This is a genomic window from Peribacillus sp. Aquil_B1 (assembly GCF_022603275.1).
In the GTDB taxonomy this organism is placed as follows: Bacteria; Bacillota; Bacilli; order Bacillales; family DSM-1321; genus Peribacillus.
The window spans coordinates 92241-112557 of the sequence record NZ_JAKXEE010000006.1 but is presented as its reverse complement, the minus strand read 5'-3'; the positions used below and the strand labels follow the sequence as shown (position 1 = coordinate 112557).

The window sequence follows — 20317 nt, the reverse complement described above, 5'->3', positions numbered from 1 at the left end:
CCTCCAAAAACATAATATTTGCCGGTAACCCCTAATCCTTCTTGCAGTATCATAGCTTCGCTTGTTATACGAGATCTTGGTCCCAACCAGCCAAATCATGTTTAAGCAAGTAGGGGGCGAACTGTTTAGTTGACGGGATCTTAAGCCCCACGGGCAGGTACGTTCTACCCCGGCTACCGTTATAATAAAACTATATAAAAATTGGTCAACCAGAAATATCTGGCTGACCTAATAATACGAAAGGGGCAGGTTAGTTGATTAAGCCAGTTGTATTTATTATATTATGCTAATTACCCCGACCATTTATATAATTATTCCTAACCTGTTACATTAGCAATACAACGCTCCACATACTCCAGTACTTCTTCCGAAATCGGGTATAGGCCCGTTTCCTCAGAGGGCAGTTTTCTGACTTCCCAGAACTTATCCATCAACTTCGTATCTCCTTGAAAAGTATCATTTGATATTTCTATTAACTCGCAAGCAATTTGATGACCTTCGTCTGATTCAGGTTTAATATCGTGTTTTATACACCACTCAATTCGTCGTAGCAAAGAAATATACTGATGTGTTGTCCAATCATTGTTACCGAGATTTGGAATTGTCTCTTGCAAGAGTACCTTTTCATCAACTTCAAAATAGTCAATCCATTTTTTAGAGCTATTTTGTGAAATTTGAATAAGTTGAGAGACACGTTCCCAAGACAAAGATTCTTCCAAGTCGATCATATTAATTAAAGAATTTGTATTAGAAATGCTTGTTTGAAGTTTGGAAAGTCCATCTTGTAGATAATTATGATGCGAAATTAGAATTTGTTTATAGGATAGTCTATCTAATAAATCGCGAATATTTTCGAGTGGAAGTGAAAGTGATTTTAGAATGATGATTTTTTCTAATTTAAACAAATCCTCTTCTGAATAATATCGTCGTCCATTATCATCCTTAAAACTTGGTGTGAGGAGATTAATCTGATCATAATAACGAAGTGTGCGAACGGAGAGATTTCGCTGTTTTGATACCTGTCCTGTAGTCCATCGTTTCATTTCATTCCCTCCTAAAATTAAAGCTTGCAGGTGACGTAACGTCATCTAATATAGTTGGATTATACCATATAAAGGAAGAGTGATGCCGGTTGAAAACAACTGAAATGAACTGGAAGGAAGAAGACCGTTGGGGTTTGAAAGAATTTATATTTTTAATGTTACTTGAATTTGTATTTGTAATTGGGTGTATTAAATTCGTTGTTCACCCAATTTATTCTCACTGGTTCGGTAATGTTCTATATGCTGGAACATTAATGGGGTTGACAATAGCAATTATTCTAATTTTAGGTGTTTATTTTATTGCTCTCCGCCCGAAAAAACTTTTTTGGAGTGAAGTAGGGATAAAAAAGTTCACTGTGAAGGATTGGAAAATAATTGTTGTATTTTCTGTTATCTTAATGGTTGGTGCCGTGATAATTGTAGTGCTTACTAGTTTTATAGGGAATTCGTGGGAGAACAGCAAAACAGAGGCAATACAGCAAAACGTAACTTTCGTTACGGTTCTAATTGCCTTTATCTCTGCCGCAGTTATCTCACCAATATACGAAGAAATTTTTTATCGCGGTTTTTTATATCGCTGGTTACGTACACGCATAGGATTTATTGGAGCAATTTTACTTAGCTCAACAATCTTTACAATTATTCATATTCCAACATATAATGTAATGCCAGTAAATTTCTTTAGTGGTATCATTTTTGCTTTAGCGTATGAACGAACTAATTCGATCTGGCCATCAGTTATTATTCACGGTTTAACTAATGGAATTATGGTTTTGTTGACAAGTTTGGGATAAAGATATTGTTATGAGTAGCCGGAACATACAATGCGAACTACCCGATACAAGAGATGAAAAAGATTAATTATGTAAAATAAACAAAGTTTGTGAAGGAATATACTTAAACTAACGGGTGCGTTAGCTGAAGATCAGAGCTGTCTTTAAGGCAGCTCTTTCTTTATGGAACTATCGGGGCAGGTTAGTTGCATAAGGTTATATTTGCATTAAGATAGAATATAAGTAAAAAATTAAAAAATAAGGGGTGTTTTTTTGGCGGGAAATATCGGGAATTCAGATACTTTTAAACAAGTAGTAAAGAGACTTTGTAAAATTAAAAATATCCGCCCCCCCAGAAACTTAAATTTGAAGTTATCGATAACCTAATGGTTATTAATATAAAGAACCATTTAAAAGATGGAGTAGACATAGATTGTTTTAATATTTTAAATCTGATTTACCAAATAATTGGACCTTTAGGGATAAGGTTCAATCAACAAATGTACCTCTATCCAAATTCGGAAAGACTGGCTAGAGTAACTGTATCTTTTAATATAGAAGATTATGATGACTTAAATAGCAAACTGAAAGAAGTGTGTGAATAAATGTACTTCAGCTAACGGGTTGTTAGCTGAAGATCGGAGCTGTCTTTAAGACAGCTTTTTCTTAATGAACTAAAGGGGCAGGATATTTCATCAAGCATCGTGTACTCGTACTGTGCGGTAATTAAGATAAACACTACTTAATACTCATATCTTCAATGCTTCAGGGCATCTTATTTAATAATAAGAAAGGGCGGTATTGTTATGAGATTATTAAAATTATTTATCCTATGTATTCCTTTTTACTTCACATTCACTGGAACAACTTACGCAAGTAATGACAGTAAAGAGTTTGAAAAGTCGCTTTCTGAAATTGGTTACACTTCAGTACATCAAGCTTTACAAGATAGCAATAAGCATTTTAATCATACTATTTCTTTGCCTATTCAATTACCTCCAGTACCGTTCACTCATAATTACGGCAGGTTTAATAACCTTGAAGGTAATATCAATGATGGCTTTGAGGCAGAATACTTTAATAAAGACCTATCTGAAAACCACTATGCGATTCGGGTTAGACCGGTTGAAAATAAAATTAAATTTAAAAAAGGTAATATTGACCAAACTTTTAAATTAAGTGATGGTAATAATGCCATATATAGTAGCAAGGCTTCTGGAGTGGTTAATCTTTTAATTTTTGAAAAAGGTGGATGGCAATATATGTTAAGTGTTGATAAGAGAATTTCTAATAAAGTAACATCGGAAATATTGGTAGAAATCGCAAATTCCATAAAATAAATTACCACACAGTTTGGGGCAACTCTACAATAATCCTTAAAGAACTACCATGAAAATAGACTTCTGGAATTTAGGGGAAAAGGCAATACTTAAGAAGACGCAGCTCATTGTTTTTTTAAAAAGGGGAGAGCGCCTAATTTACTGATTTATTGTAGGTAAGTGGATTGGATTAAGATGCTTCAGGTTCTTGTAATGTAACTGTGTAACCTAAACTTTCAAGTCTTCTAAGTGAATGCCGAAAAATTGATTGTTGTCTCTGCTTATCAAAGTAGTCTTCGCCTAAGTCTACATACATTTCTTTTCGAGTTAAGAGATAATAGGAGATACGTAACATGGCATGAGCGACTACTATTCCTGCTCGTTTCTTACCTTTTCGTGATGCTGTACGCCTATACAGTGCTCCGAGATAGTTTTTAGATCCTCTTACAGAATGAGCTGCTTCTGTTAATGCTGATCTCAAATACTTGTTTCCTTTTTTTGTTTTAGCCGATTTTCTTTTTCCCGCACTTTCGTTATGCCCAGGAACTAGTCCTGCCCAAGAACACATATGAGCTGCACTTGGAAACTGTTTCTTAATATCAGTCCCAATTTCAGATAAAATTTGCTCAGCCATTCTTGTAGCTATACCAGGAATAGAGTCTAATCGTTCCACATCTTCTTGATAGGAGCTTACTCTTTCCTCGACCTCTTGGTCGAGCATCTCGATTTGCTCTGTTAAAAAATCAATATGCTTTAAAATGGTTTTTAACATGAGGCGTTGATGCGAATTGATATAACCTTTAAGGGCGAGTTCTAGTTCATCTTTCTTCTTTTTCATTGTGCGTCGAGCAAAGTTTGCTAGTTTTTCAGGGTCTTCTTCACCTTCGGCAATTGCGTTAAGCATGTCTCGAGCCGAAACACCCATAACGTCTGAAACCACAGAGCCTAGCTTAATATTTGCGCCCTCTAACACTTTTTGGATGCGATTATGTTGTCTAGCACGTTCTTCAATGATACTTCTACGGTACCGAACTAGTTCACGTAGTTCCCGTTGATTTCGATCTGGAATGTAACTAGCTTTTAGAAGTCCATGTCGAAGAAGTTTGGCAATCCATTCTGCATCTTTAACATCTGTTTTACGCCCTGGCACTGCTTTCATATGTTGAGCATTCACAACTAAAAACTCAATCTCTTCAGCTTCTAATAAATTAACAATAGGTTTCCAATATACACTGGTACTCTCCATGGCAACATGAGTACAGTTATTCTTTTTAATCCAATCAAACGTTTGAATCTCCTTTCCTTCTGGTGTCATAATACATGCAGTAATATTGTCCTTATGGAGATCCATACCACATGCGCTCTTTCAATGACTACTTCCATTGAAAACATCCTTTCTACGGCTCTCAATATAATTGGAGGCTGGTGCAAAAACCAGAATAGGATTAATCTACCATGTGTGCTTCCCGTAAGGGAGCGACAGTCAGTGGTGCACCTTGGTCGTTGGAGTCAGACTAACGGATGGGCTCTAACGCACCATAGTTCATCGACCTTCCTCTCCCAGCCGTAGAATCAGTATTGACTGTTTTGAACCATTTTCATTCTCTGTGGTGAAGCGCTGATTTTTGCGCTTCATGGATGGCTAACGGGGCAGGTTAGTTCATTAAGAAATTGGTTTATTATGGTATGATTATTAGGTAATTCTTATTTTAGACTTTACAATATTCGCATATTTTCTGGGTGCGGATTGGAGAGAAATATGAAACAAATAGCTTGGTTTTTGTTGCTTTTTCACTTAATAATTTTGATATTTTGGGTTGCAAATTCAGAATATTTATTCACTTTATGGGGTGTAATTATATGGATTGCGTCCATTGTCCTTGGGTTTGTTGCTTATAAGAAAATGAAAGAAACAGACATTGTAAAGAAATTGATAATGACATCAAGTTACTTTATGGTTTTTTTAGTTATAGTTACAATTGCTATCTTCTTTACAACTAATTCTATGCCTTAGTTTTACTTTCCACGAACGGGGGCGTTTTCTTATGATCAGAGCTGTCTTTAAGGCAGCTTTTTCTTTATGGAACTATCGGGGCAGGTTAGTTGCACAAGGATTATTTATTATCGTTGAAGAATATATACTCATAAATAGTACAAGTTGAGGAGAAATATAGGTGGATAAAGGCAAATTAGAGTTAATAAAAGTTGTGAGTTTAGCTGTAATTGCAATTAGTTCAGCAATAATAGCTTGGAGAATGGGTAAGGTTGTCAATTACTTATATGACTTAGTTATGCTAGGTAATGGCTAATTCTTTTATTTCCTTCGAGAGATATTCGCATTAAACTGAGGGAGTTGAAGAAGGATTTTTAAACTAATAAGCACAGATATGGGGCGTAAAATACAATAATTATTCACTTATTGTATAATGTTTTTAGTTGAAAACTTATAACTTTTGGTAAGGAGTAGTGGACTTTCATGGGAAATAATACGGATGAAAAATTGTATCGTCAAATCGTGGAATCGACCACGGAGGCAATTATTATTCAACAAGATGGGAAATTTAAGTATATAAACCCTTCAGGAGTAGACTTTTTACGGGCAGCTTCCAGTGAGGAAGTTATAGGTAAATCTGTATTCGATATCGTACCCGAGGAGTATAGAGAGCTGATAGTAAGGCATACAAAATCGATCCTTGATGAAAATAAACCAACTGGAACTATCGAAAAACAATTAAGACGGTTTGATGGTTCACTAGTTGATGTAGAAACAAACTGTACTCCTGTTTTGTATGAGGATAAAAAAGCGATTCAATCTGTCGTCAGAGATATAACAAAGCGTAAAGAAATCGAAAGATCACTCGAAAAAGTGTCCAAAGAAATTAACACACTATCAGCTCCAGTCGTCCCTATATTGGAAGGGGTCGCTGTGTTACCCCTGGTAGGTTCTATCAATTCTGAAAGAGCGAATTATATTTTAGAACATGTGCCTTTAAAAATACAGGAACAGAGTGTCCATACTTTGATTAGCGCTTTTTCAGGCATCTATGAACTTGATGCAATGGTAATCCAATGTCTGTTTGAAACTAGTGCCGTACTTGGTTTGCTTGGTGTTCGTTCTATTGTAACGGGAATAAGACCCGAAATTGCCAAAAGTGTTGTTCAGATCGGAGCCGATTTATCCCTAATACAGATATTTGGAACTTTACAGCAGGCAGTACGTGAATTGGTGTTAAAGGATAGCATCGTAAGTGCTTGAATAGGATATAACTATATTCCGTGATATATTGTTATCTATCTTCATTACAGGTTCGTTCTCTGGAGTCAGAGCCGTCATGAGACGGCTTTTTCTTATTGTGCTAATGGGGCAGGATAGTTCTATAAGAGGAAACGTTAGGAAAATGCGGATTTACAACGATAAGGAAGTCTCGAACATAAAAAAGGCGATATACAGTTTAGAAATCGCCTTTTGCTACCCGTTCGTGAAAATTTTTCTTGTATTCGAACTTTTTTGATATTTACTCCTTTCGTAATTTCAATAATTTAAATTGATAAGAAAGGTATGGCAGGCCGGGGAAGATAAGAATGATAAGGGAAATTATCCCTAATACTTGAAAAAAGTTCCCAATACTTTCAGGTACCCATCCCCAATTACTAAAGACACTGAGCATCCAAAATATTATGGTAGAAATGAAGAATGGAAGAGAAGCTTTCCCCATATGCTTCTTTTCTCGTTCATATTTTTCAACAGTAGTGGGTCTGTCTGTATAGATTGGCTTGGTTCCTGTAGGGGCACTAAATATATGAATTTCATTACCTACAGAACATACATGTGACCATCCAGCAACTTCAAAGAAGGCTAAATATTCATCATCTACTTCTTTTTGATAATCCAATGAATACTCAATGTTCTTACGTTCCCCTTTTCTTAGCTTGTACCCTAGCCCTGCAAATTTTTCTAAAACCCATCCCTCTTTTGCATATTCGGCAAGCTTTTTCATCTCTTTTTCTTCAAAAAAAGCTAAACCACCACTAGGAATATATTTAACTTTTTTCATGATAACTGCTCCCCTTTTCTTTTAAATACTTCTTCTGCATGTAATACCATTTCCCGTCTTCGCTTTACTTCTTTTTTCAAAAGTTCAATGCCCTTTTCTGTTGCAATATAGGTTTTTCTTTTCGGATCATGATCATCAAACAGTTGAATTAATTCAGCAGCTAATAGTTTCTTGATTGTTGTATACATAGAGGCAGGTCCAATTGAAAATCGCTGATTAGTCATTTCTTCAATAGTTTGCATAATGAAGTAACCATGCTTCGCATTAACTAAAGACAATAAAATATAGTAAGCTGTGTCCGTCAGTTCACCTATTTCTAATGAGACATTTCTCCCCATGATATTCCCCCTTTATATATCATTAAATGATATATCATTAAATATAATATATCGTTTAATGATATATAAGTCAATGGGATATCGCAGATTATTGATACTAAGGTGTTTAAACAAAAAAGTAGGTAAAATGAAATTGTAACTTGGTGTATAGTAAAAAGGAAAATTTCCCTTTAGATCTAAGGGGTGGGAGGATCTTCCATAAGAAAAAGAGCTGCAAATACCTTCACTTAAGTCTGTCTAAATCCAAGAAAAGAGAGTAATTTTATTGAAGTGTTTAGTTTGAAAAATGAAAAATAAATGGGGAAATAAACATTTATTTGAGGAGCCAATGATCCAGAAAGTTTAATATTTAAAAAATAGTCCTCTTTGGTTAAAGAAAATGATAAACAAAGGTGGGTTTAAGATGGGGTTGTTAGGTAGGGTGGTATTTTTAAAAAGATTACGAGAAGAGCTGTTGGAAAAAAGAAAACAAGGATCCACTGAGCTTCAAATTGATGAAATTGACAAGCAAATACGGAAGATTAATCTAGAGATACAGAATATGAGAAAAATGATGGAATAAAATATTTTCATAAATTACGACTTGATTGATGGGTTTGTTTGTTGACCATTTCAAATAAATGGAGCGTTTCTACAACATTCTGTACATGTCGCTTCGGCATTAAATATTCGATAACGATGAACTATACGACTCATGCTTCGCCTACATTCGGTAGTTCCTGTACCATTTATGGCTAACTGCCGCCATACCGAACGGAAACCGTAAGAAATAAGGGATTAAAGGATTAATAGAATAAAAGGTCACAAGGATAGCAGCCGGACGACTGCTTTTTTATTATTTTTTTCCTTTGCCTTCCGAATCGTAAAACATCACAGGCCGACTAACCTTCCAGCCGGTAGGACACCCGAACCTTTCCGGCAGGAAGCTAAGAAGGCCAATCAATCGGTCAAGGGGCAAAAAAGTTTTTGATTAGGGGCGCTATCGCACATCAAAAACTTTTTGTGCTTAATCCCTTGACCGATAGCCTATGCATGATTTTCGTTCTACATGTTAAAGGGGAAAAATAATCCCCCTTTGGGGAACTAATTCGCTTCGCAAGTCAAATGAAAATAGGAAAGAAAAACCCACCAGAGAAAAAAAGGGGCAACAAATAAAAAATGAAAAAACATCCGTTTTTTCTCGATTCAGAGTAGGCATCGAGCCTGCTTGACGGTGCTTGATGTACTATCTAAATTTACAGTAGCCTCTTCGGGTATAAGGAACAATTTGCGGAGCAAATACTCTAGCTCGTAATAAAAGTCTGAATGTCATACCTTCGCTTTTTTCTTACTTTATCTTTACCTTTACAATTTTCCCTCCAGCTTTTTTACCCGTCTGTTCCATTAGTTTTGCAAACTGTTTCTTTATCTCCGTATCCTTTTTGTTCTTTTTCAGCATATATATCCCTCACAATTTAATATTCTTGCTAAATAGTATCGCCCTGGTAAAGGAAGCTTATACATTCCCCTGTTCTAAAGTGACCCCTTCCCCACTATATTGTTAGTAAAGTGGAAAACTGGCAAAGTGACCCTAAGATATGTTTCCATTTTTAAAGAATGAGAGGGGAGAGGAGGGAAGGGATGTCATCATTGAACCCTTTTTTCGAGGAAATGAAGAAAAAGGATCCAAAACCAAAAGCTATTCAAAAAACATCTTCCGGAGGAGCTTCGCACCAAATAACGTCGGTGAGAAAAGTCCGGAAAGACAAGCAGCATGACATAAAGTTCCCAGTCGATTATGTCATGAAGGTCAAGCTCCGGACGCTTTGTAAAACGTTAAATCCGATATATAAGCAAAAAACGGGAAAATCTTTGACCCAAACGGCCTGCAATACCTTATTGCTAAGGTTCGGTTTGAATAGATGGAAGGATGTGAATTATGCAATGGACTATACGGACACGAAGGAATATATGCATACCTACTTGCTGGAAACGGAATACGGCGGAAGGGGAGGATTGCATGAAGTCGCCATCTTGAAGGACCTGTCCGATCGGAGGGTTGCCTATTGCATGATCCAACATACCGTTGCCTGGTTAGAAAGAGGGGGTATCATTGAAGAAATCCTATAGTCAATTTAACCTTTTATCGAACAAGCTGTTTTATGGGACCAAGGAAAAAAAGAGTTTTTTTGATTACTTTTTGCCAAAATATCGATATCTGCAAATCGAGGTCCCCTATTATGAATTTTTAAGGGGGGAGGTATTCGTCGAAGACATGAAGGATTTGTTTGAAGAGGCTCCGCAAAACCTAAGTTTGTATCACCTTATTGCCCTCTTATATTTCGATTTTCTGGAACAAGTGAAAAAGGGGGCCAAATATGAACAGCTCTGTCCTTTTTTGATTTCTTCCAAAAAAAAATTCCTGGAGCGACCGATGATTGAAAAGAGGGTATTAAAGCAGGTGACGACCAACCTTTTCTCTTTCGAGCAAAGGGAAGAAGAAATCGAGGTGACCTCAGAAGAAAAACGAGCAGAGATCACGCTTCGAATAAAGGAGTCGGAGATATACAGGGGTGAGGTATTTCTGCATGACATTTCCCCATACTTGATGGATGAGGAGTTGAAGGTCGAGGATTTACTGGTAATTTTGTTCATGGACTTTCTGAAAAGGATTAAAGAAAAGGGAAACTCAAGCCAAGCTATGAAGGCCATTTTATTGAACTTTGAGGATTATTTTTAATGAATCTGGATAGTTTTCTACTATCCATTTTTTTATGGATTAAATCCGTTATAAGAATAAAAATAAAGACTAAAAGGTTATCTCTAAATATATTAACCTCGCTAGAATATATGTAATTTGCCCGGAACCAGTCGTTCAACCAGAAAGAAAGCCATTCAATGGGCAGCGCCATCGAATAGCTAATAATTGAAAAAAGGGGAAAAATCTAGAGCAGTAAGAGCCACCAAAAGAAGCTGAAATAACGGTGAAAGGTAGTGGTATTTGTCCTTTGCTTCATTATGTATATGGTGGAATGGTACCACCATAGATGCCTTGCGTATATGCATATTCACCTGGACAATACATACTATGTAGGTAAATGGAAAGTATGTACCCCATTTGGTAGGACAGTGAAAGAGAAGCAATGATCCCATGTCTTCGTCCTATTGAGGAAGAAAGGGCGAAGAAGATATTGGAGCTGTTTTTACAGAATGGAGTAACCCACTCAGGCTCAGTATCAAGAAGACCTTTTATTGGTAAATCGTATATAATATGTAAGATTAAATGGGAAAGTGAATTGTTTGGAAGTTTTATTTAGTTTTGTTGTGGGTGTTCTTTTTCTAATCGTTGGCATTATTGCGTTTTTCCCTCCTCCTAAATTGCCTTGGATAATGAGATTTTTAATTATATTTGCGCTTAAAAATTATATTATGTTTTACTGAGAGATAGAAAGAGGGGGGAATTTTCAATGAGTAAAGCAATTATTTTTGATATGGATGGAACCTTATTTCAAACAAATTTAATTTTAGAACCTGCCCTAGAAGAAACATTTGATGTACTACGAAAAGAAAATTTATGGGATACAAAAACACCGATTGAACAATATAGGGGAATTATGGGTGTCCCTCTACCAGTTGTATGGGAAACACTTTGCCCAAACCACTCACTAGAAATACGAGTAAAGAGCAATGAGATTTTTCATAAAAAGCTTATTGAACTAATCCAAGCACAAAAAGGTGCATTATATGCTGATGTGGAGAGAACATTAAATGAGTTAAGTAAAAAGTATCCCTTATTTATTGCCAGCAATGGACAGATAGAATATTTACAAGCAATTGTAGAAACTTATAATTTGGATAGATTTATTCAAAATACATATAGTATCCAACTGATTAAATCTGGGCATAAATCTGATTTAGTGCAAATGGTGAAAAATAAAAATCAAATTGGAAAAGGTTACGTTGTCGGAGATCGTTCTTCAGATATAACTGCTGCTAAGGATAATGAACTTATTGCGGTTGGTGTGAACTTTGACTTTGCTCAAGAAGATGAATTAAAACAAGCAGATTTTGTAGTGAATAATTTCAAAGAAATCTTAAAGTTAGTTTAAATTCTAAAAAGCTGCCAATTGGCGCCCTTTTGTAATACGATTTTTAGCATTATCATACTTTCATATTCAAAGAAAAACTACCTTTAATGGTCTGACGGGGCAGGTTAGTGGAAGAAGGAATTGAAGAAACAAAAAGAGAATTGGTATTGTTTTAAAATGATTTTTATAGAAAGAAGATTAATATGGCATATTGTAAAGTTCGCCAAGCTGAGATTTATTATGAAGATTTAGGGGAAGGTAAACCAATTTTAATGATACACGGTTATTCTCCGGACCATCGATTAATGAGTGGTTGTATGGAACCAATATTTACTAAGAGGGAGGGGTGGCGACGTATTTATATCGACCTACCTAGGATGGGATTAACAAAAGAATCTAACGAAATAAGTAGTTCTGATGAAATGTTGAATGCTGTTTTAGACTTTATTCAAGCTGTAATTCCTAACCAAGAGTACGTAATTGCTGGGGAATCTTACGGTGGCTATATAGCTAGGGGCATTATTGAAAAGCATCAAGAACAAATACTCGGTGCAGCATTTATATGTCCTCTTATTATTCCTCTTCCAGAAAATAGAACAGTTGAGAAACATAAAATAATGAGAACGGATGAAAAGTTTATTGGAAATTTATCAAAGGTTGAATTAGAAGATTTTAGAAATAACAATATTGTACTTGATGAGTACACATGGTTAAGGTACAACAAAGAAATTCTAAGTGGTTGTAAGATTGGAGATGAAGAGTTTCTAAATAAGGTTAAGAATAAATTTGGGTTTTCTTTTAAGATTGACCAGTCTTGTTTTATTAAACCCAGTGTATTCCTGTTAGGAAGACAAGACTCTTCGGTTGGATATAAAGATGCTCTTGACTTAGTAAACAAGTATCCGTGAGGAACTTTTGCTGTATTGAATCTAGCAGGTCACAATTTACAAATTGAACAACACAACTTTTTAGCACTCGATTAAATGAATGGTTGGATAGAATTGAAGAGTTCCAAAGCTAATACTGTTACGCAGTAAGTGAGGTTTGAGAAATATTGTACTTAAACTAACGGGTGCTTTACTTCAATAAGGGAGGTTGCTGAGGCAGCCTTTTTCTTATGGGACTAGAGAGGTAGTTTAGTTGAAAAAGCTTAGTTTGAACACACAGTGAATGACCTTTGCTTTCATAATATGACTGTATGGATATGTGTAGTACAGTATCTCAGTTCTTTGGACGTGTTTTAAAATAATGCAAGTTGCTCATAGTTTTCTTTTAAAACTATTTGACGAAGGACAATTATTAATAAAGGTCGGTAATGTTCCTGGTTGGAATCTTATATGACACTCCTCACAAGTAATCTTAACAAGAGTGCACTCTGCAGAATTACTTGCCATAAATGTTTCTCCTTCTACAAAAAGATCAACTGTAAATGAAATAGCTCCAAAGGCTATCTTCAAAAGATCACTCATTTCTTTTTCAAACTATGATGAACCTCTAAAGGAATTTTTTGAAATTTGTTGAATTTCTTTAGATAAGATTCAATGAAAGGTGGAAAAAAATGAAGATAGCCAGTTCTCCTATTAATAGTAAAATAAACAATGTTTTTATCCATGTTAAAGATTTAAAAAAATCAGTTGAATGGTATTGCAGTCTCCTTGGTATCCCTCAGAATAATGACTTTGTAGAATCACCTGTTTACAATATCCCTGTAACAAGTGAAACTGGATTAACCTTAGATGACCATTCGTTTGATCCGAATTTTATATTTAAGCCATCCAATAACGTCTTATTTAACTTCTACACAAAAGATATAGACGAAGCTTACCAATTCATCAAGAGTAATAACATAGGCATTGTCAAAGAAATTGAGCGTATTGGAGATTTTGCTTACTTTAACTTTCAAGACCCAGATGGTAATGTACTTATGATCTGTAATGGTTAATTTTCTTAGGAAGTAGTCGGCTATACTACTTCCTTTTCTTTCAGCCTTTTTGCACTTCCTTTTCGCTACACAGTTTGGGTCAACTCTAGGTCCTGGCATATCCGGAAAGAAAACGAGAAGGACGGCTAGCAGCCATCCTGCCATGGTCAATGTCACAAAGACCCTTTTTTCCTTCTTCTGATTCTTATTCATTTTTTGCCATTCATATAGCGTCATGAGAATAGCAACTACGGTTATACCGAACACAAATGCCCACCTCAATTTCCTATCACCTCTTTTTTCGGTACTCCTTGCGGTGAAGTAGACATTCCTGGTCTCCTTATATACGCTTTACTTTTGATTTCAACCTCTATTTCTGGATGCAGCAAGTCCATTTGGCGGCTACAAGCAATCTGGTATTGATCGTGAAATGGGAAGTTACCTATTAGTTAACTATACAGAAGTGAAGAGTGCCTGTGTGAACATGGACTAAGTCCTTCAACTCTTCCATTTTATATAAAATCATTTTATTAAGAGGTGAGACGTGTATGGAACGTGTGACAACGTTTATACACGTCTTTTTTTGTCGCAGACTAACAAACCACTTTAACCTCTAATATTTAACCAAATGGCATAAGGGAGACACCTTCTTTTTTAAAGTGGTCCATATACACATGTCTAGTTAGGGACTAATAAAATTCCTTGATTTAAAAAGTAGAAAAAGTGCTAGGACATGTAAGTTATGTCTAGGGACATTTAAAATTCAGAAAATTATAATAAGTTTATCGAAGTAAAAAAGAGGAGGTTATAGTCAAAAGAAAATATTCCACCTATTACGTTAGCAGTACGTAGGCTCCTTGCCAGCTAGTTGAGCAACAAACTTCCAATGGAAGGAAACAAGGATACGCCCCATCGCTTCATGGAGGTGACTTTTAAAAAATGGAAAGAAGGTGTGTCCCATAAAAGCATTAAAAGGGGAATCAATCGCCGAGTTTATTGGCTGCTTTATTCTGATTTTCTTTGCTGCTGGCTGTGTCGCTGCTCTTGTCTTAAATGACGCCCAATACACGATTTGGGGTTTAGCCATTTTTGGATACCTATAATCGCACCTATGGTCGGGGCGATTATAGGGGGAGGACTGTATCACTCTCTCATTGGAAACTATCTACCTTCTAAAGACACTGTCTCTCTGAAAATAGTAAGCACTCAGGAAGAAATTGCTGCTTCTATGGAAACAAATTCATCTTAAAAAATTATGTAACCAAATAATGATAGAAAGAGGGATATTTCTTATGCTGCGTTCAAAACGATTTGAGATTTTAGAAGAAAGACCCGTGAATAAAGATGGATTTGTCAAAGAATGGCCAGAAATGGGATTTGTTGCAATGACAGGTCCTAATGATCCAAAGCCTTCTATCAAAGTAGAAAATGGCACGATTGTAGAATTGGATGAAAAAAGACGAGAAGACTTCGATATGCTCGACCAGTTTATTGCCGATTATACGATTGATGCAAGCGTAACGGAAAAAATCATGGCTCTTGACAGCTTGGAAATTGCTCGAAAACTTGTGGATATTAATGTTCCTCGTTCAGAAATCGTAGAGCTGTCAAAAGGACTCACGCCAGCAAAAGTGTTGGAAGTACTCAATCATATGAATGTCGTGGAAATGATGATGGCTTTACAAAAGATGAGGGCAAGAAAAACGCCGTCCAACCAATGTCATGTCACGAACGTGCGTGATAATCCTGTCCTCATGGCGGCGGATGCTGCAGAAGCGGGAGTTTACGGATTTGATGAACAGGAAACAACTGTTGGAGTTGTTCGTTATGCCCCCTTCAATGCGTTAGCATTACTCGTCGGTTCCCAAACCGCAAGAGGAGGAATCTTAACACAGGATTCATTAGAAGAAGCGACAGAACTTCGTTTAGCCATGCTTGGATTAACGTCTTACGCTGAAACCATTTCAATTTATGGCACAGAGTCTGTGTTCATGGATGGAGATGATACCCCATGGTCTAAATCATTTTTAGCCTCTGCATATGCTTCACGCGGTGCTAAAATGCGCTTTACATCAGGTACAGGTTCAGAAGTGCAAATGGCCGGAGCAGAAGGAAAATCCATGCTCTATTTATAAATTCGCTGCGTGATGATGGCCAAGGGAGCAGGCGTGCAAGGGCTACAAAATGGTTCCATTAGTTGTATTGGTATACCAGCCTCTGTACCGAGCGGAATCCGCGCCGTCTTAGCAGAAAATTTGGCGACTACCTTGTTTGATATGGAAGTAGCATCAGGAAACGACCAAACGTTTTCCCATTCTGAAATCCGACGTAGCGCTAAAATGCTGTGCCAAATGCTACCTGGTACAGATTTTATCTTTGCTGGATTTAGTGCTGTACCGAACAACGAGGATATGTTTGCAGGATCAAATATGGATTCCAGCGATCTGGATGATTACTTGATTCTTCAGCGCGACATGATGGTGGACGGCGGTTTAAAACCAGTAAGTGAAGAAGAGGTAATCAATGTCCGTTATCAAGCGGCGAAAGCGTTGCAAGCTATTTTTGATGAACTAGGATTCCCGGTCATTACAGATGAAGAAGTGGAAGCCGCCACTTATGCCAACAGTAGCGAAGATATGCCGACAAGAAACGTGGTAGAGGACTTAAAGTCGGCTGAGCAGATTTTACAGGATGGGATTTCAGGATTTGACATCGCGCTTATTTTAGCGAAACGCGGATATCGACAAACAGCTGAGCGGATTTTCGATATGTTAAAACAAAGGGTAGCTGGTGACTATTTGCATACATCAGCCATTATCAATAAGGATAATGTGGTGATAAGTGCGGTCAATGATGAAAATGACTATAAAGGACCTGGAACGGGCTATCGCCTTAGTCCGGAAAGGTGGGAAGAAATCAAAAACATTCGTCAAGCTATCAGTCCGAAAGACTTTGATTAAAGGAGGGAGCAACATGACGGTACCAACGTTTTCTATTGAAATGAAATTAACAGAAATTGAGACGCCAGCGAAAGGAACGAATGCAAGAGAAGTGATAGTAGCCATAGGCCCAGCTTTTGGAAAAGAGATGAATAAAACAATCGTGAAAGTTGATCACGCTTTGGTTCTGCGTGAAATCCTATCTGGAATTGAAGAGCAGGGAGCCGTTCCTCGGGTGATTCGTAGCTTGCGAACGGCTGACTTAGCTTTTATGGCGCATGGAGCAGCCCAAATAAGTGGTTCAGGTATCAGCATTGGCTTGCAGTCGAGGGGAACGATTGTAATCCACCAGCGCGATTTGGATCCGCTAAGTAACCTTGAATTATTCCCTCAATCTCCAGTCATTACGTTAGACATGTACCGGGAGATTGGACGGAATGCTGCCAAGTATGCGTTAGGGGAAAGCCCTAATCCAGTACTGGTAGTAAATGACGAAATGACACGTCCTAAATATCAGGCGGCAGCTGCCTTGCTTTATTTAAAAGAGTGTCAGTCACTGGTTCCAGAACAGAAGCCAGTTGAACTGAAAGCCGAATTTTTCATAAAAGAATAGGGGGATGAACATGGAAAATAAAATGAAAGAAAAAATAGAATTTCTAACAAAAGAAGACTATCCACTAGGTTCAAAAAGGCCGGATTTATTGTTTACACCTAAAGAACAGGCTTACAACGATTTAACATTGGATGCTGCTTTAAAAGGAGAGATAACGGGTGCCGATTTACGTATCAGCCCCAAAACGCTTGAAATGCATGCAAACATTAGTGAAAGTTTAGGAAGAACACAACTCGCGAAAAATTTTCGCCGAGCAGCTGAAATGATCAAAATATCTGATGCCCGTATACTAGAAATCTATAATGCTTTGCGCCCGAACCGTTCTACGAAAGAAGAGCTTTTAGCGATTGCCGATGAATTAGAAGAAGAATACGAAGCGACAGAAAACGCAGAATTAATCCGTGAAGCGGCAAATGTGTACGAAAGACGCGGAAGATTAAAGAAGAATGAGGACTAAAGGAGTGGTCAAAAAAATTTTAGCCGGTGTAGATATCGGCAATTCATCCACTGAAGTGGCAATCGCGTGTGTGGAGGAAGACCATGCTTATTTTCTTTCCCAACATTTAGTCAAAACTACGGGTATTAAAGGAACGACTGATAATGTGAAGGGCATCCGTCTTGCTTTGCAGGAAGCGGTCAAAAATGCAGATATTGAGTTGAAGGATATTGATCTTATCAGATTGAATGATGCTGTGCCAGTCATTGGCGATTTGGCGATGGATCTTATTAGCGAAACGATTATCACGGAATCGTCCATGATTGGCCATAATCCGGATACCCCAGGCGGAGCCGGTTTAGGTGTTGGGACAACGGTTTTAATCGATCAATTGTTGAACGTCGAAGAAAAAGAGCAGGATTATATCGCTGTGATCCCTAATTTATTTGATTATGAATGGGTGGCTCACCGTCTAAATCAGGCAAACAGCGTAGGGATTTCTGTTACAGGGGCAATTGTACAAAAGGATGATGGGGTGTTAATACACAATCGACTGTACAAAAAAATTCCTATCGTCGATGAGGTTGCGTTGATTGAAAAAGTTCCTCTTTTAAAGTTGGCCGCGATTGAAGTTGCTTTACCAGGTCATGTCATTCGAACATTAAGTAATCCATACGGGCTCTCTACTGTCTTTCAGTTGGATTCGGACCAGACGAAACAAATTGCTTTAGTCGCTAAAGCATTAGTTGGCAACCGTTCGGCCGTAGTAATCCGGACACCGCAGGGGGAAGTCGTTGAACGGAAAATAGAAGCGGGACGATTCATGTTAATAGGGACAAACAACCGGCAGCTAGAAGTATCCATTAACGATGGGGCAGAATCCATTATGAAAAAGTATGCAAAACTGGAAACGCTAATAGACGTCAAGGGAGAAACAGGAACTAATGTCGGAGGGATGTTTAACGGGCTCCGTCATGATTTAGCTCAACTCACCGGACAATTACCCCTTGAAATTACCATCTCAGATCTTCTAGCGGTTGATGCGGTAATCCCGACCTCCATTAGCGGTTCCATGGCAGGTGAGCTTTCCATGGAAAGTGGCGTCGCATTAGCCTCCATGGTCAAAACCGATAAAGTGCCGGTCCAAAAAGTGGCTTCTTTATTGGAAAATGAAATGGGCATCGAGGTTGAAGTGGGAGGAGTTGAAGCGGAAATGGCCATCCGCGGGGCCTTAACGACTCCCGGCACGAGAAAACCAATTGTCATTCTCGATATGGGCGGTGGCTCAACCGATGCTGCCATGATGAATGAATCCGGCAACATCATCTCAAGCCACTTGGCTGGTGCAGGAGACATGGTAACGATGCTGATTAATTCTGAACTCGCATTGAGAGACAAGGAACTAGCTGAAAAAATAAAAAAATTCCCTTTAGGAAAAGTGTTGAGCTTGTTCCATATGCAACTAGAAGACGGGACAATGTTATTTTCTGAAGAGCCTTTTCCTCCGTACACCTTCGGAAAAGTAGTCATTCGGGAAGAAAAAGATCTAACGCCATTATCAACCAAGGTATCCATGGAAAAGGTCAGGGAAATACGCCGCAGCGCCAAGCGAAGAGTATTTTTAACGAATGCTCTGCGTGCGCTTAAGCGAGTAATCCCAACAGGCAATTTAAAACACTTGTCCTTTGTTGTCATGGTGGGGGGATCGGCACTTGACTTTGAAATTCCACAAATGTTGACAGAAGAACTAGGTAAGTATGGTATCGTTGCCGGTTTTGCCAATATTCGCGGTACAGAAGGCCCAAGAAATGCGGTGGCAACCGGTTTGGTCTTATCCTCTATCAGGCATGAGGTATTCAAATGAATAAACGAGACGTATACATTACAATTTTATATAACAGCGCACTTTCCACTAGACAAATTCAAGAAGTGTGTGCGGGCTTGGAAGAAGAAGGGGTTCCATTCTTACTTCAAGAGGGGAACAAAGCTAGTAGTTTTATAGAATTAGGGTGGGAAGCAGCATCTATATCCCCTTTGCAAGTTGGTATAGGCATTGAACAAAATGGCGATTTATGTTTACATCACGAAAAATTGAAACCAGAAGAACCCTATTTACAGGACAGCCTTCAAAACGGGCGCAGATTAGGAAAGAACGCGGCTCGTCTAATCAAAGGCTTACCCTTAATCTTTTTAATAGGAAAGGATGAAAAATATGGAGCAGATTAATTTAGAATTAGCAAAAAAGCTAATTGAGGGTGCTGAAAAGGTAGCAAACGAAATCGAAGTCCCTATGGTCATTAGCATTGTGGATGAAGGAGGGAACTTCATAGCCTGCCATCGAATGGATGATGCTTTATTGGTCAGTGTGGATATTGCCCAAAACAAAGCCTGGACTTCAGTAGCAATGAAAATGCCCACAGCAGACTTAGCTCAGGCAGCCGGAATGGGAAATGAACTTTACGGTATTAATACAACCAATAATGGACGGGTTGTCGTGTTCGGCGGAGGCATTCCTTTACGTAATAAAGGCCGAATTATTGGGGCAATTGGCGTAAGCGGCGGCTCAGTCGAGGAGGATATACGAGTAGCCCAAGCGGCTGTTAATGTGCTGGATGATATAGAAGTAACTTCTAGTCTCATCAGATAGGGGTCCGTATGGTATTCATTGGAGGTCTACTTGCCATCCAGTTAATACCATGTTAATATCCTGGGAACCAACGATTCAATCTGTTTGGTTCCAAGGATATCATCTGTTTGGTGAAAGTTAAATTGGTTAGTATGTTTGAAATGAAAGACAAAATAAAGAGATTGCA

The 20317-nt window shown here is 37.8% G+C and carries 19 protein-coding genes and 4 pseudogenes; 18 read left to right on the top strand and 5 right to left on the bottom strand.

The genetic code is table 11. From position 1 onward, the window contains the following. Positions 1 to 317 precede the first annotated feature (317 nt). Positions 318 to 1043 carry a MerR family transcriptional regulator gene (locus MPH60_RS25345; protein ID WP_241615877.1) on the bottom strand — a complete coding sequence of 242 codons (726 nt, stop codon included), beginning with the start codon at positions 1041 to 1043 and terminating at the stop codon, positions 318 to 320. A gap of 89 nt (positions 1044 to 1132) precedes the next feature. Between MPH60_RS25345 and MPH60_RS25340 the strand changes: the two genes are divergently transcribed. Together MPH60_RS25340 and MPH60_RS25335 are read left to right on the top strand one after the other, a co-directional pair. Then, entirely contained in the window at positions 1133 to 1837 is a 705-nt protein-coding gene (locus MPH60_RS25340) for a CPBP family intramembrane glutamic endopeptidase (RefSeq protein ID WP_241594788.1), read from the top strand. 785 nt (positions 1838 to 2622) lie between these two features. Further along, a complete protein-coding gene (locus tag MPH60_RS25335) occupies positions 2623 to 3156 on the top strand; it encodes a hypothetical protein (protein ID WP_241594787.1) in 534 nt (177 codons plus the stop codon). 169 nt (positions 3157 to 3325) lie between these two features. Here MPH60_RS25335 and MPH60_RS25330 read toward each other — a convergent pair. After that, a pseudogene (locus MPH60_RS25330) lies at positions 3326 to 4518 on the bottom strand (IS110 family transposase). A gap of 376 nt (positions 4519 to 4894) precedes the next feature. Between MPH60_RS25330 and MPH60_RS25325 the strand changes: the two are divergent. From MPH60_RS25325 to MPH60_RS25320, 3 genes are all read left to right on the top strand, one after another. Then, entirely contained in the window at positions 4895 to 5149 is a 255-nt protein-coding gene (locus tag MPH60_RS25325) for a hypothetical protein (protein ID WP_241594786.1), read from the top strand. Between the two features lie 160 nt (positions 5150 to 5309). Continuing rightward, the gene (locus tag MPH60_RS27855; protein ID WP_255256717.1) at positions 5310 to 5444 is read left to right on the top strand and encodes a hypothetical protein; all 135 of its coding nucleotides are present in this window, start codon (positions 5310 to 5312) and stop codon (positions 5442 to 5444) included. A 167-nt stretch (positions 5445 to 5611) separates the two neighbouring features. Then, a complete protein-coding gene (locus tag MPH60_RS25320; RefSeq protein WP_241594785.1) occupies positions 5612 to 6391 on the top strand; it encodes a PAS domain S-box protein in 780 nt (259 codons plus the stop codon). 259 nt (positions 6392 to 6650) lie between these two features. Here the strand turns inward: MPH60_RS25320 and MPH60_RS25315 are convergent, their stop codons facing one another. Further along, positions 6651 to 7190, bottom strand: coding sequence for a DUF2812 domain-containing protein (locus tag MPH60_RS25315; RefSeq protein WP_241594784.1), 540 nt, complete (start codon positions 7188 to 7190; stop codon positions 6651 to 6653). After that, positions 7187 to 7528: a PadR family transcriptional regulator gene (locus MPH60_RS25310; protein WP_241594783.1), complete on the bottom strand. Its 342-nt coding sequence runs from the start codon at positions 7526 to 7528 to the stop codon at positions 7187 to 7189. Before MPH60_RS25310 ends, MPH60_RS25315 begins: the two co-directional genes overlap by 4 nt. 403 nt (positions 7529 to 7931) lie before the next feature. Here MPH60_RS25310 and MPH60_RS25305 point away from each other — a divergent pair, with 403 nt between their 5' ends. The 7 genes and pseudogenes from MPH60_RS25305 to MPH60_RS25275 form a co-directional block, all read left to right on the top strand. Beyond that, positions 7932 to 8090: a hypothetical protein gene (locus tag MPH60_RS25305; RefSeq protein WP_241594782.1), complete on the top strand. Its 159-nt coding sequence runs from the start codon at positions 7932 to 7934 to the stop codon at positions 8088 to 8090. A 1058-nt stretch (positions 8091 to 9148) separates the two neighbouring features. Then, positions 9149 to 9637: a hypothetical protein gene (locus MPH60_RS25300; protein ID WP_241594781.1), complete on the top strand. Its 489-nt coding sequence runs from the start codon at positions 9149 to 9151 to the stop codon at positions 9635 to 9637. Beyond that, on the top strand, positions 9621 to 10247 hold the full coding sequence (locus MPH60_RS25295) for a hypothetical protein (protein ID WP_241594780.1): 627 nt from the start codon (positions 9621 to 9623) through the stop codon (positions 10245 to 10247). Before MPH60_RS25300 ends, MPH60_RS25295 begins: the two co-directional genes overlap by 17 nt. Before the next feature lie 727 nt (positions 10248 to 10974). Then, positions 10975 to 11616: an HAD hydrolase-like protein gene (locus MPH60_RS25290; RefSeq protein WP_241594779.1), complete on the top strand. Its 642-nt coding sequence runs from the start codon at positions 10975 to 10977 to the stop codon at positions 11614 to 11616. Positions 11617 to 11798: 182 nt separating this feature from the next. Beyond that, positions 11799 to 12616: pseudogene (locus MPH60_RS25285) on the top strand (alpha/beta fold hydrolase). Positions 12617 to 13153: 537 nt separating this feature from the next. Then, positions 13154 to 13537 carry a VOC family protein gene (locus MPH60_RS25280; RefSeq protein WP_241594778.1) on the top strand — a complete coding sequence of 128 codons (384 nt, stop codon included), beginning with the start codon at positions 13154 to 13156 and terminating at the stop codon, positions 13535 to 13537. Positions 13538 to 13895: 358 nt separating this feature from the next. Then, positions 13896 to 14009 (top strand): annotated as a pseudogene (locus tag MPH60_RS25275) (aldehyde dehydrogenase family protein); the annotation flags it as partial. Between the two features lie 345 nt (positions 14010 to 14354). Here MPH60_RS25275 and MPH60_RS25270 read toward each other — a convergent pair. Continuing rightward, the gene (locus MPH60_RS25270) at positions 14355 to 14603 is read right to left on the bottom strand and encodes a hypothetical protein (RefSeq protein WP_241594777.1); all 249 of its coding nucleotides are present in this window, start codon (positions 14601 to 14603) and stop codon (positions 14355 to 14357) included. 208 nt (positions 14604 to 14811) lie between these two features. Here MPH60_RS25270 and MPH60_RS25265 point away from each other — a divergent pair. The 6 genes and pseudogenes from MPH60_RS25265 (at position 14812) to MPH60_RS25240 (ending at position 20151) form a co-directional block, all read left to right on the top strand. Continuing rightward, positions 14812 to 16476 (top strand): annotated as a pseudogene (locus MPH60_RS25265) (propanediol/glycerol family dehydratase large subunit). Between the two features lie 13 nt (positions 16477 to 16489). Then, positions 16490 to 17068, top strand: coding sequence for a propanediol/glycerol family dehydratase medium subunit (locus MPH60_RS25260; RefSeq protein ID WP_272492872.1), 579 nt, complete (start codon positions 16490 to 16492; stop codon positions 17066 to 17068). 10 nt (positions 17069 to 17078) lie between these two features. Further along, positions 17079 to 17525: a diol dehydratase small subunit gene (locus tag MPH60_RS25255; protein WP_241594776.1), complete on the top strand. Its 447-nt coding sequence runs from the start codon at positions 17079 to 17081 to the stop codon at positions 17523 to 17525. 4 nt (positions 17526 to 17529) lie between these two features. Beyond that, entirely contained in the window at positions 17530 to 19368 is a 1839-nt protein-coding gene (locus MPH60_RS25250) for a diol dehydratase reactivase subunit alpha (RefSeq protein ID WP_241594775.1), read from the top strand. Beyond that, positions 19365 to 19730, top strand: coding sequence for a glycerol dehydratase reactivase beta/small subunit family protein (locus MPH60_RS25245; protein ID WP_241594774.1), 366 nt, complete (start codon positions 19365 to 19367; stop codon positions 19728 to 19730). Before MPH60_RS25250 ends, MPH60_RS25245 begins: the two co-directional genes overlap by 4 nt. Next, positions 19717 to 20151, top strand: coding sequence for a GlcG/HbpS family heme-binding protein (locus MPH60_RS25240; protein WP_241594773.1), 435 nt, complete (start codon positions 19717 to 19719; stop codon positions 20149 to 20151). The genes MPH60_RS25245 and MPH60_RS25240 overlap by 14 nt, the downstream gene beginning before the upstream one ends. Positions 20152 to 20317 lie beyond the last annotated feature (166 nt).